Here is a 12,186-nt window from a genome sequence, read left to right on the forward strand (position 1 = left end):
ATGCTGCTTAATCTTGGTGGAATTTTTCACCTGATTGAGCATGCTCTTTCAAGATATCAGCCGGGGTGAAGCGGGGCCCGTGTTTTTGCTCGTATTTTTGTAGTCGTTCGACAATAGTATCAGCTCCTTCGCGGTCGATATATCGAAATGGCCCACCCAGAAATGGCGGAAATCCAAGTCCCAGCACGGCCCCCAGATCCCCATCAACGGGATTGTGGAGGATATCTTCTTGCAGGCACCAGGCGGCCTCATTGACCATAGTTAATGTCATACGTTGCTGTACGGTATCTGCATCCATAGAAGTGCGTCCGGAACCGCCAAAGAATTCATAGATTTCTTCGTTGGGCTCATCCTTTTTAGTTTTGCCATTTTCTTGTTTGTACCGATAAAACCCTTTTTTGTTTTTGCGACCTTTGTATCCTGCCTCAAAAAGTTCTTCCGGTTTGGTACTGGGATTTACCCCACGTTCGGCAAAGAGATCATTCAGTACCTTGGTAATATGTGCTGCCACGTCAATACCTACTTCATCAAAGAGTGCCGCGGGACCTACCGGAAAGCCGAAGTTCTTCATATGGCTGTCCAGCTCTTTAATAGCAATGCCTTCTTCGAGCAGCATCAGGGCTTCGTTCATAAATGGAGAGAGGATCCGGGTGGTATAAAAACCCGGTCCGTCATTTACTACAATCACATGCTTGCCCTGCTGTATGCCTACCTCACGCGCTGTAGCGGTAACCCAGTCGGCGGTTTGGTCGGTGGTAATAATTTCGAGCAGCGGCATCTTGGGGACGGGTGAAAAGTAGTGCATGCCCACCACCTGTTCCGGACGGTCGGCAGCATCTGCAATATCCTCAATAGGCAGGGAGGAGGTGTTGGAGGCAAAGATAGCATGGTCCGACGTGGCCTCCTCTACTTCCTGTAGTATCGATTGTTTGAGATCCAGGTCCTCAAAAACAGCCTCGATAACCAGATCCGTATTTTTAAAGCCCTTGTAGGTTTCCGTAGGAGTTACCAGGCTGGAGATGCGATCTCGTTCAAAAGAGGAGATAATATGTTTCTTGCGTTTCTTTTCCAGCCGTTGCCAGATATCTTTCTTGCCTTCTCCGGCCTGTTCCACGGTTTGGTCTTTCAGTAAAACGCGGTAGTCATTATTGGCACTTACATCCGCAATACCCGAGCCCATGAGCCCGGCCCCAAGCACGCCAATTTTTTCGACTTCCCGACCCTTATCTTCGTCGGAATTTTTCTTGGCCCCCTGCATGGCAAAGAAGAGGTTTACCAGGGCTTCCGATTCCGGGGTAGCCGCTAGCTTTCCAAAGTTGACGGATTCCAGTTCAAGTCCGGCTTCCATACCATTTTCATAGCCCTCTTTTACACAATCGATAATCTTGTCGGGGGCGGGGTAGTTTCCTTTTGTTTTGGATTTCGAACGCTTGCGGGCCTGAGAGTAGATAATCTTCCGGAGCGGACTCAACCCCTCCATAAGCTGGTGGAGCAGGCTTCGCTTATCTTTTCGCTCAAAGTTATCTTTATTAATTTTTGCAACCGCCTTTTTAGCTGCGGTGAGTACGGCATCGCGGTGGGTAAGCTCATCCACCAATCCCAGTTTATATGCTTTTCGGGGATAGATTGTTTTGCCCGTTAACATATAGGTGAGCGCATTTTGAACACCTATTAATCGGGGCAGGCGCTGGGTTCCTCCGCCGCCGGGAAGCAGTCCCAGCTGTACTTCGGGTTGCCCCATCGTGGTATCGGAATGCTCCGAAGCTACGCGATAGTTACAGGCCATGGCTACCTCCATTCCCCCGCCAATACAGGAGCCGTGAATGGCTGCTACTACGGGCTTGGGGTAGTTTTCGAGCTTTAGCAGCAGCTTGTTGCCTCGCCGGCTCAACTCTTCAATACCTTCCGGGGCTGACTTGTTTTTGAGCATCTCTACATCGGCGCCGGCAATAAAATTGCTCTCTTTGCCGCTTACCAGTACGATCCCTTCAATAGAGTCGGGGTCGGTATTTTGCAAGAGGTCCTGGAATTCACCGATTAACTGTTCGTCCAGTTTATTTACTTTTTCGCCGGGTTGATCCAGCGTTACAACCAGTACACCGTCTTCATTTTCTGTCGATAGATAACTCATAATAGTAGTCTATAAGAAATTGGAATCTGAAATTAGCCGTCAAAGCGTTCCAGGACAATGGCATGTCCCTGCCCGCCTGCAGCGCAAGCGGCCACAAGTGCGAGCTCTCCGTCTTCGTGATGAAGGCGATTTGCTGCGGTTGTTACAAGGCGGACACCCGTAGCTCCGAAGGGGTGTCCCAGTGAAAGGGAACCGCCCCAGCAGTTGAATTTATCCATAGGGATTTCGCCCACCTTTTGGTCGCGGTCTAGCTTTTCTTGGGCAAAAGTGTCGGAGTTTAATGTTTTAAGCACCGTCAAAATCTGTCCGGCAAAAGCCTCATGAAATTCAAATACATCGATATCGGAAAGCTGCAGACCCATAGCATCAAGCACCTTGGGCGTAGCATACGCCGGACCCAGCAGCAGTTCATCTTCCGGGTCTTGCGCTACATAAGTATAGCCCCTCAAATAAGCTTTGGGCGTAATACCTTTTTGCAGCGCAGCTTCCTTTTCCATGATGAGAGAGGCCGAAGCCCCGTCGGTAAAGGCCGATGAATTTCCGGCCGTGATAGTACCGTGCGGCTTTATAAAAGCGGGAGAGAGTTTCTCCAGCTTCTCCATCGAGGTATCTTCGCGAAAGGTGTTGTCGTGTTCAATCGTATCAAAATCGGGAGGCACCGCTGCCGGCAGAAGCTCGGGATCGAGCCACCCTTCATTTGTTGCCTTTGCTGCCAGCTGATGCGAGCGGAGCGCATACTCATCCTGCTCTTGACGGCTGATACCAAAGTGGGCTGCCATCCGATCACAGCTTTCGCCCATCGTTTCGCCGGTCGAAAATTCAGCGATTGCGGGGATCTCCGGCAGCAGATGGGAGGGACGTAAGCCTTTGAAAAATTTCAGAAAATCGCTGATCGATTTATACTTACGTGCTTCCAACAGTTTTTGCCGAAACGTCTTGCGAAAGCGAATGGGGATGTCGGACATCGTTTCGGTTCCACCGGCAAGTACCGCTTTGGCTTGTCCCGCTTTAATCAGGTTAATAGCGCTGGTAACCGCCTGGTTCGAAGAGATGCAGGCTTGCGTTACTGTATGGGCCGGAACGTGATTGGGGATGCCTGCGCCCAGTGCCGACTCCCGCGCTACGTTGCTGGTGTTAACATCCTGTATAACCGTCCCCATGATAACCCGGTCGAGATCGCCGCCATCAATAGGGGCGCGGCTGATGATGCCTTCTACCGCCAGCCTGCCCAGGTCATAGGCCATTAAGTCGTTGTAGCCGGTCCCCGAACGCTGAAAGGGAATTCTGCCGCCGTCGACAATTACTGCTTCTAACTGAGATCCATTGGTTGATTGATCAGCCATAATATATATGTACGAGTGAAAGACAACGAATATGTTAATACAACTCTAAAATGGGTGAAACCAACCCCTAAATCAAGAGAAAACTTAACAGTGTTAACCTAGTGTAGTTATTGGTTAATCGGGAAAGTGGTTATTTGTTGTTTTTGGTATGTAGTCAGGTAACTGGGCGTTTGCAATATTGAGAGTACTGGGCTGAGTAAGTGACCTTAGTTTTTAAGTATTACGTAATAAGGCAAAATATTCAAAATAAGACCGCTGACGGTGGACGGCTGACCGGCTTAGCGTGCAACGGATAACCTACGCCTCACTATCCAATCTCAGTTAACAAATAACTGATAACGAATAACAAAATCGTTGACGCCGATAGATACATTCACTGGGATAATGACTTTACTTTCTTACTGGCAATGCACTGGGGATATTTTCCGGTTCTCAAATTGTTTCAAAAATTGTTTTGTCAGATTGTAGATAATCCGTATATTTGTGCTCTCTCAAAAAGGGGCGATTAACTCTCCTGCACATAAAGCTTCGGAGAGTTGGTAGTTCTGGGAGAAAATTTTTTGATGGGCGATTAACTCAGCGGTTTAGAGTGCTTCCCTTACAAGGAAGAAGTCGCAGGTTCGAATCCTGCATCGCCCACTCTCAAGCCTTGCAAGTCATCGACTTGTGAGGCTTTTTTGTTTTTGTAGAAATCTTTTCTCGGTAGATATTGGAGAACCAAGAATTATCAGCCCTTCTAACTGGTGCCCAAATCCCTATGGTAATAAGAAACAGTGAAGAGTCCCTGTTTTGTAAAAAAAGTAAATTCTATTTTTTAGCGCTGGGGTTTGACCAATCTTTCGAAATTGCTATGTTGCGTTACATTCTATCAAGAGAAATAGTGCCCCTGAAGCCATAGAAATGGAGTAATGATGGTTTATGATCCCAAAAAACATAACCGCCGTTCTATTCGTCTAAAGGGCCATGATTACGCATCGCCCGGCCTGTATTTTTTGACCTTCTGCGTGCAAAATCGGGAATGTCGGTTCGGAGAAATAAAAAATGGAAAGATGATTTTTAATACCGCCGGTCGGTTCGTAGATAAATGGTGGAAAAAGATCCCTGAGAAATTTCCAAACAGTCGGTTAGACGTTTATCAGGTCATGCCTAACCATTTTCACGCCATCGTTGAAATTACCGATCCCGACAAAACTGTAGAGGTCGATCCGCCTGTTAACAGGGGTAAAGGGGGTAGTCAAGATCGGGGCGGATACGCGGATCCGCCCCAACCAGATTCGTCGCAATCAGGTCCATCCCAACCAGATTCGGCCCAATCAGATTCGAGTCAACCGGCTATAAATCCCGAAAACGAAGGGGCTGATCCACGTATCAGCCCTGAACGTAATGAACGGTTAAAACCGGATTTTGAACCGCGCCAGGCGTCTATTCCGAAGATCGTGCAGTGGTTAAAAACCATGACCACCAATGAATATATTAAAGGCGTCAAAAAGGATCAGTTTCCACCATTCGATCGCAGGTTATGGCAACGAAATTATTATGATCACATCATCCGGGATAAAGGTTCACTGGAACGCATCCGCTATTATATTATCCAGAACCCATCCCAATGGCAGGAAGATCAAAATAATCCGGGAAATGTTTAATTTATCTCATCACTGCTAATGGAGTTGTTTGAAGGGTTGGGAGTTTTTTCGAAAGCCTTTAGAGATGACAATACAGGTTAGGTGATTATTTAGAGCAAATTACCTATCCGCTGTTTGTGAGACGGTGGGTCTAACAAACGCTTTTCTCCTTCATACGCTTCCCACTCTGCTATATTTTAGATATGGAAAGAGAATGAAAGAAAAATATATATTTCGAAATGAAATAAAATATTATATCTTTTGTTTTAAGTTTAATGAAAGATGATAAGTGACAATGAGAGATCAGCTATGTTCGAGCGTAAAGATGGTAAAAGCGGTTGTTTTATTATTTATAGTCCCCATTCTTTTGGGGTGTACCGGTAACACGCAGGTAAATGGTCAAAAACAGCAGCAATATTTAAAGGAAGTTCAGGTGCCGGTAGGGGGCAATACCTATCAGACCAATACCCAAAGTAATGAATCTATAACAACAGAAGGCATTGAGCAGTGGAGTAGCTCAAAGAGCATCTTTAGTACCTTTGTTAAAATTACCGGGGCTGATAGTTTTAAGGTATCGGCACGGGCTAAGTTATCATCAGCTGGCAGTACAATAGCTATTACTTCTGGGGATAGGACAGAAGAAGTAGAAATCTCTGGAAGTGACAGCTATATAGCTACGGAAGCTCCTGTCTTTCCGATTAAAAAAGAGGGATATGTGCAGATCGATTTAAAGGGGATTGATAAATCCGGCACAAGTTTTGGGAAAGTCAGTGACCTTATTTTACATCTTCCCGAGCAGGCATCGGCTACTTATATCGAGAATAATGAGGAGAATAATTTCTACTGGGGCCGAAGAGGTCCGTCGGTGCATCTGCAACATACGCTGCCGGCCGAAAAAGATATTGAGTGGTTTTACAGTGAGATTACGGTTCATGAGGGCGAAGACCCGGTTGGATCCTATTTTATGGCGAATGGGTTTTCGGAAGGGTATTTCGGAATACAGGTAAATTCAGAGCAGGAGCGGCGCGTGCTGTTTTCGATCTGGAGTCCCCATAATACGGATAACCCGGATGATATTCCCGAGGATGAGCGCATACAGCTGCTTGCAAAGGGCGATGGCGTGCAGGCCGGGAAGTTTGGTAATGAAGGGTCCGGCGGACAGAGTTATTGGGTATATCCCTGGAAGGTCGGTAATACATATAAATTTTTAAACAGGGTAAAGCCGGATGGCGACGGTAACACCATAAATACAGCTTATTTCTATGCACCTGAGCTGGGAGAATGGAAGCTAATTGCCAGTTTCTTGCGTCCCAAAACTGATAAATGGATGACGGGCGTTTATTCTTTCCTGGAGAACTTTATAGCCGGTAATGGATATAAAAAACGGAAAGGGCATTATGGCAACCAGTGGGTGCGGGACAAAAGTGGGGCATGGCACGAAATCACCCAAATTACGTTCACCGGAGATAAAATGGCAAACTCCGGATTTCGAGTTGACTTTGCCGGCGGTGTGGAAGACAACACTTTCTTCTTGCGAAACGGTGGTTTTGAAAATGGAGGAGTGCCTTTACAAAAAGAATTTAGCAGAGAAGCTATAGGCACTGCCCCGGAGATCTCTTTCGATAGCCTGCCAAAGGGGCAATAAAAAAAGTTGATTTCTTTTCTTATCTTAGCATTGCTGATTAAATTAGTGATTTTTAATAATGCCAGGAAGAAATAGATGAAATCAACAGTTGATAGAAGGAATAAGATTATACAGAAAATCCAGAGTGAAGGATCTGTACGGGTCGATGAGCTGAGTGAAGAGTTTGATGTTTCGACGGTAACGATCCGCAATGATCTGGATTTCTTTGAGCAGAAGGGATTAATTGACCGCACATACGGCGGGGCGTTGTTGCGTAACAATGTTTATAATGACCCCTCTATTGAAGAGAAGAAAAAAATTAATGCCGAGGAGAAGAAGCGTATTGGTGAGTATGCGGCGGGTATGATCAGTGAGGGGGAATCGGTAATCCTGGATTCGGGTTCAACCACCCGCGAAATAGCACTTCGCATCAAGGATAAGAAAAATATCACGGTCATGACCAATGCCCTTAATATTGGGTTGGAGCTGGCCGGGTCATCAGGAGTAGAGGTGATGATGACGGGGGGAGTACTCCGTGATAAATCCTATTCGCTTGTTGGGCCTGAGGCAGAGCGCAATATGAAACATTATTATTTTGATACGCTCTTTTTGGGAGTAGACGGAATGGATTTTGAACACGGTCTAACGACCTCTAACCCGCTGGAAGCACAACTAAATTGTGTGATGGTAGAACGAGCCAATCGCGTTATAGCTGTGACGGATTCTTCAAAGTTTGATCGTCACAGCTTTTCTTTTATCTGTGATTTAGATCCCATTAACGCAATTATCACTGATGATAAGATCTCCCCTGAGTTTGAGGAAAAATTCAAGAAGCGGGATATCGAAGTTGTAAAGGTATAGAGCCTATCTCTTAATCCCGTATGCTCAAGAGTTTCTTCCAGGCATGATAAAGAAGAACACCGGCTACGACTGTGACAATGGTTAAAGTAACAGCAGGAATGCTATTGCCATAGATCCAATAGCCCGTAGCCAACAGGGCACCATAAATTACGATGGTGCCTAACACCATGCAGAGTATACCCTGGGGCACCATCCATCCGCCTTTCTCTTGTTCAATGGTATATCCATTGGCTTTGGCTTTTGCCCGTACTTTTTGCCATCCGGGTCCGCCGGGTTTAACAAGTTCGATAAATTTAACCAGCCGTTGTTGGTTGGTGGGACGTGTGAGATACATCGTAGTTACCCAGCCGATGGTGGTAATAACCACTCCCCAAATAAGTTCTTGCCAACTGGTTAGTGTGGGTAGTCCCGTATAGGAATGAAAAAACCGGAAGTAGATTGCGACTAAAAAAGAGATAATCATCGCTGCGATTTCGCTGGCTGCGTTGATTCGCCACCAAAACCAGCGGAGTATAAATATGAGTCCCGTGCCGGCTCCAATTTGTAGTAAGATCTGGAAGTTATCCAGTGCAGAACGCATGCCAAGTGCCAGGGCTCCGGAGAAAATCATCAGAATAACAGTAGAAACACGCCCGACCGTTACCAGCTCTTTTTCGGATGATTCCGGGCGTATAAATCGCTTATAAAAATCGTTAACCAGGTACGAAGATCCCCAGTTTAAGTGTGTTGATATGGTTGACATATAAGCAGCAATGAGGGAGGCCAGCACTAATCCCACCAACCCTTTGGGAAGAAAGGTAAGCATAGCCGGGTATCCCATATCATGGTCGGCGACTCCTGCTGCGGCCGGGAACGCTTCTTTCAAAGATGCGATATCGGGATAGACGATCAGGGAAGCCAGCCCTACAATAATCCAGGGCCAGGGGCGCAGGGCAAAGTGGGCGGCATTGAAAAAGAAGACGGCACCTACAGAGTGATTTTCATTTTTTGCGGCAAACATTCGTTGGGCGATATAGCCACCGCCGCCCGGTTCTGAGCCGGGGTAGTAGACACTCCACCACTGTACGGCCAGTGGAATAATAAGGAGGCCTAACATTTCGGAGGGGTTATTAAAGTTGGGAAAGATATTGAGCTTGGGTACTACTTCGGCATTGGTGATGAGGCCTTGCAGGCCCCCAACATCGGGATGCTGCAGGGCATAGTAAGCAGCGGCCAGTCCTCCCAGCAGAGACAAAAAGAACTGGAAGAAATCGGTGATCAGGATGCCTTTTAATCCCCCGAGTGAACTGTAGATAACGGTTACGGTACCGGCAATAAGGATGGTTTGGAGCGGGGTTAAGCCCATGAGTACGGTACCAAGCTTAATAGCCGCCAGCGAGACGGTTGCCATTACAATAATGTTAAACAGAAAACCGAGATAGACGGCGCGAAAGCCCCGCAGAAATGCCGCAGATTTACCGCTGTAGCGCAGCTCGTAGAACTCCACATCAGTTAGGACTCCTGATCGTTTCCAGAGTTGGGCATAGACAAAAACGGTTAACATCCCGGTAAGTAAGAAGGCCCACCAGCTCCAGTTTCCGGCAACGCCCTGCGTACGTACAATGTCGGTCACAAGGTTGGGCGTATCGGTTGAAAAAGTCGTAGCCACCATAGAAACACCAAGCAGCCACCACGGCATATTTTTACCGGCGGCAAAAAATTCAGTTGAGTCTTTGCCCGCCTGTCTGGCTACCCAAACGCCGATAACGAGTGAGAATACCAAATAAGCAGCTATGATTATCCAGTCAATTGAAGTCAGTAACATAAGTGAGGTCTCAGAGTTCTACTTCTGTGAAAGTTGATACCAGTGTATGGCATTGGTGCGATAGATCTTTTCAAGTATTGATTGGGGGAGGGCAAGACCTTGAAAAGGAGCGGTAACCTGTGGAGAAGATAGTTTTTTATTAGTTGCTAAAAATTGCCAGTGACTCTCCCACCGATGTGTTAACTCTTCGATGATATCAGCCGGATCAGCAGCCGGATCATCAATAATATCGGTGCCGTAGATAATGCGATCCTGGTACTTTTCAAAAAATCGAATCACTCGGTCCCGATTTTCAGCGGCATGGTAATAAAGGTGCGAAATACGCTCGGCCAGGTCTATCGCCATGTTATGAAAACGATCGAGCCGTTGTTCCACTTCGTCCAGACTCCATTCGAGGCTGGCAATATGAAGTCCTACAAACTGCAGTTGGGGATGTCGAGCAAGTACGGCGTCCCGTGCTTCGATATGGCGCCAGTAGTCCGGGTATTCGTCATGCTTGTACATATGGTACCGGGGATGGGCAGAGAAGTAGTCTTTATCACTTTGGACGGTCATTTCTTCAACCGGAAGCCAGCAGTTTTTGGGTTCGCCCTGGTGGCCGAGTACGGGAATCTGTTGTTGCTCAAGAAATTCGAAAACCGGTTTTAGCTCGGGGTCATCCAACATCAAGAAAGAACCGTCGGGACGCTGAATGGACATCCCAATGTTTTTCCAGAACTTGATGCCGCAGGCCCCATTATTCATGGCTTCTTTAATCTGTTTTATGGCTCGGCCTGCCCAACCCGGTTCAAGAATATTTTCAGTATCTATGGTAGCAGCATGGTACAGCTTGCAGTTTTCGGTCTCTCGATATTTAACAGCCAGCTGCTGTTGTTTATCGATGGGAGGGAATTCCGGCACCTCGGTATTGATAGTGAGCAGGTCAAACCCATATTTATCGGCAAGCTTCGGTACCGTTTTCCGGTCAGCGTTAAAATGAATATGAGCATCAATCTTTGGAAAATCGTCAATAGATACCATCATGCTTGGTTTATCATCGCAATTTTATCTTCGAGCAGTGATTGTACGTGGTCGATGGCCGGCGGAAATACTTTTCGGAGGTCGATCTCCTTTGTATTGGGGATCTCTTCTCGCAGCGTATTCATAAAACCATTTTTTACTTCAGTAGCTACATTAATTTTGCGGATACCGTTACGGATTGCCTCTTGTATCTGACTGTCGGGAATACCCGATCCTCCATGCAGTACCAGGGCTGCCGGTGTTACCTGCCGGATGCGATTCAATAATTCTATATCCAGGTTGGGCTCTTTGTCATAAAAGCCGTGTGCCGATCCAATAGCTACTGCGAGGGCATCAATTCCTGTTTGTTCAACAAAGTCTCGTGCTTCTTCGGGCTGGGTGAAAGCAGCTTTCTCTTTGGATTGCCCCAATTTGGCAATGTAGCCCAGTTCGGCTTCCACATTGGCCCCATAAGGTTTTGCCATTTCCACAATTTGTTGGGTGACTTCTCGATTTTCTTCAATAGGCTGTTCGCTGGCATCAATCATTACGGAGTCGTAGCCGGCATCCAGGGCCCGTTTTATAAGGTCAATATCCTGGGCGTGATCAAGGTGCAACCAGGCATCAACGTCATGTTGGCTAATGGCGGCGCGTGCGAGCTTGGCCGTTATTTCTAATCCCAGGTAGTCGATAGTACTTTTGGTGGACTGCAGGATAATGCCTGTGTCTTGGGCTGCAGCCGCTTTTAGTACCGCCGAAAGCGTTTCAAAGTTATAAAAGTTGACGGCCAGTAAGGCCTTATTTTGTTGGTCGAGCTGTGCGAATTTATCCTGTAAAGTCATCAATAGAGAATTTCTTTTTTGCAATTTCTTGTACATGCTTGCGGCTTTGGATGGCTCGGGTGCCTCCTGCCTCGGTGGTAGAAACAGCCCCGGTAATATTGCCAAAGCGAATACTGTCTTCGATAGAAGTGTCATTTAAAATCTGGCAGATAAAGCCTGCATCAAAGCTGTCGCCGGCCCCCACGGTATCTACGGGAGTATCATTGGTGTAGCCGGGGATCTTTTTTACTTCGTTACTACTTACAAAAGTGGCGCCCTCGGTACCTTGTTTTATGATGATGGTACCGTCGCCGAGGTGGGGACGTATCTCGTTAATTCCTTCTTTGACAGTTGAAGATTCAGTGATGCTCAAAAATTCATCTTCATTAGGCAAGAAAAAGTCTATTCTGCCTACCAGTTTCGTAAAATCTATATCCCATTGTTCTTTAGGGTCCCACTGGGGATCGATCGAGGTAGTCATTCCCCGGGATTGGGCTCGTTCAATAATATCAAATAGATCGGTTTTGATACCGGGCTGTAAAAAGAGAGAGGAGATATGCAGGTGCCGTGCATTTTCAAATGCATCCGGATCTATTTGAGCCAGAGAAAAATGTTCCATAGCCCCCGGATAGGTCACCATTGCACGGTCATCATCATACCGCAGGACGGCCGTAATTCCCGTTTTATGTGTTTTTGAAATGGATATGTGGCGAACATCAACACCGAAAGCCAACAGTTGATCCCTGATCTGCTTGCCAAAATCATCATCCCCCACCATGCCACAAAAGCCCACGGTCTGCTCCAGTCGCGAGCAGTTGGCGGCGAAAATAGCCGAAGAGCTACCCATCGTAAGATTAAAGTCATTGGCTATTTTCTCTTTGCCCAGTTGGGGAAACTCTTCAAGATCATTAAGAATCAGATCCATGTTGAGTTCGCCGATCACTAAAATATCAAGGGGGCTTGTATCTGTTTTACCCATAG

The 12,186-nt window shown here is 46.8% G+C and carries 9 protein-coding genes and 1 tRNA gene; 4 read left to right on the forward strand and 6 right to left on the reverse strand.

Translation table 11 applies throughout. From position 1 onward, the window contains the following. Positions 1-7: 7 nt before the first annotated feature. Together G3569_RS12455 and G3569_RS12460 are read right to left on the reverse strand one after the other, a co-directional pair. Positions 8-2,131: a 3-hydroxyacyl-CoA dehydrogenase NAD-binding domain-containing protein gene (locus G3569_RS12455; protein ID WP_165269611.1), complete on the reverse strand. Its 2,124-nt coding sequence runs from the start codon at positions 2,129-2,131 to the stop codon at positions 8-10. A gap of 32 nt (positions 2,132-2,163) precedes the next feature. Beyond that, a complete protein-coding gene (locus tag G3569_RS12460; RefSeq protein WP_165269613.1) occupies positions 2,164-3,474 on the reverse strand; it encodes an acetyl-CoA C-acyltransferase in 1,311 nt (436 codons plus the stop codon). Between the two features lie 565 nt (positions 3,475-4,039). Here G3569_RS12460 and G3569_RS12465 point away from each other — a divergent pair. The 4 genes from G3569_RS12465 to agaR all read left to right on the forward strand — a co-directional run bounded on the left by G3569_RS12465 (position 4,040) and on the right by agaR (position 7,581). Then, positions 4,040-4,113 (forward strand) — tRNA-Val (locus G3569_RS12465). Positions 4,114-4,382: 269 nt separating this feature from the next. Next, complete coding sequence (locus G3569_RS12470; RefSeq protein ID WP_205720187.1) at positions 4,383-5,117, forward strand: transposase; 735 nt, start codon at positions 4,383-4,385, stop codon at positions 5,115-5,117. A gap of 274 nt (positions 5,118-5,391) precedes the next feature. Beyond that, entirely contained in the window at positions 5,392-6,741 is a 1,350-nt protein-coding gene (locus G3569_RS12475) for a DUF3472 domain-containing protein (protein ID WP_205720188.1), read from the forward strand. Between the two features lie 75 nt (positions 6,742-6,816). Then, on the forward strand, positions 6,817-7,581 hold the full coding sequence (agaR, locus tag G3569_RS12480; RefSeq protein WP_165269615.1) for a transcriptional repressor AgaR: 765 nt from the start codon (positions 6,817-6,819) through the stop codon (positions 7,579-7,581). A 10-nt stretch (positions 7,582-7,591) separates the two neighbouring features. On the opposite strand, the gene G3569_RS12485 is transcribed toward agaR, so the two are convergent. From G3569_RS12485 to G3569_RS12500, 4 genes are read right to left on the reverse strand one after another with little or no spacing between them, the layout of a single operon-like run. Beyond that, positions 7,592-9,385, reverse strand: a complete 1,794-nt coding sequence (locus G3569_RS12485; RefSeq protein ID WP_165269617.1) for a sodium:solute symporter family protein — start codon at positions 9,383-9,385, stop codon at positions 7,592-7,594. Positions 9,386-9,403: 18 nt separating this feature from the next. After that, positions 9,404-10,408 carry an amidohydrolase family protein gene (locus tag G3569_RS12490; RefSeq protein WP_205720189.1) on the reverse strand — a complete coding sequence of 335 codons (1,005 nt, stop codon included), beginning with the start codon at positions 10,406-10,408 and terminating at the stop codon, positions 9,404-9,406. After that, a complete protein-coding gene (locus G3569_RS12495) occupies positions 10,405-11,226 on the reverse strand; it encodes a class II fructose-bisphosphate aldolase (RefSeq protein ID WP_165269619.1) in 822 nt (273 codons plus the stop codon). The genes G3569_RS12490 and G3569_RS12495 overlap by 4 nt, the downstream gene beginning before the upstream one ends. Continuing rightward, on the reverse strand, positions 11,210-12,184 hold the full coding sequence (locus G3569_RS12500; protein ID WP_165269621.1) for a carbohydrate kinase family protein: 975 nt from the start codon (positions 12,182-12,184) through the stop codon (positions 11,210-11,212). Before G3569_RS12500 ends, G3569_RS12495 begins: the two co-directional genes overlap by 17 nt. Positions 12,185-12,186 lie beyond the last annotated feature (2 nt).

This window comes from Fodinibius halophilus (assembly GCF_011059105.1).
Classification (GTDB): Bacteria; Bacteroidota; Rhodothermia; order Balneolales; family Balneolaceae; genus Fodinibius; species Fodinibius halophilus.

Bases quoted from the DNA above. Each gene is read 5' to 3' on its own strand.
- G3569_RS12490 (WP_205720189.1), bottom strand. From the start codon at position 10,408: ATGATGGTATCTATTGACGATTTTCCAAAGATTGATGCTCATATTCAT.
- G3569_RS12455 (WP_165269611.1), bottom strand. From the start codon at position 2,131: ATGAGTTATCTATCGACAGAAAATGAAGACGGTGTACTGGTTGTAACG.
- G3569_RS12500 (WP_165269621.1), bottom strand. From the start codon at position 12,184: ATGGGTAAAACAGATACAAGCCCCCTTGATATTTTAGTGATCGGCGAA.
- G3569_RS12470 (WP_205720187.1), top strand. From the start codon at position 4,383: ATGATGGTTTATGATCCCAAAAAACATAACCGCCGTTCTATTCGTCTA.
- G3569_RS12460 (WP_165269613.1), bottom strand. From the start codon at position 3,474: ATGGCTGATCAATCAACCAATGGATCTCAGTTAGAAGCAGTAATTGTC.
- G3569_RS12495 (WP_165269619.1), bottom strand. From the start codon at position 11,226: ATGACTTTACAGGATAAATTCGCACAGCTCGACCAACAAAATAAGGCC.
- G3569_RS12475 (WP_205720188.1), top strand. From the start codon at position 5,392: ATGAGAGATCAGCTATGTTCGAGCGTAAAGATGGTAAAAGCGGTTGTT.
- agaR (WP_165269615.1), top strand. From the start codon at position 6,817: ATGAAATCAACAGTTGATAGAAGGAATAAGATTATACAGAAAATCCAG.
- G3569_RS12485 (WP_165269617.1), bottom strand. From the start codon at position 9,385: ATGTTACTGACTTCAATTGACTGGATAATCATAGCTGCTTATTTGGTA.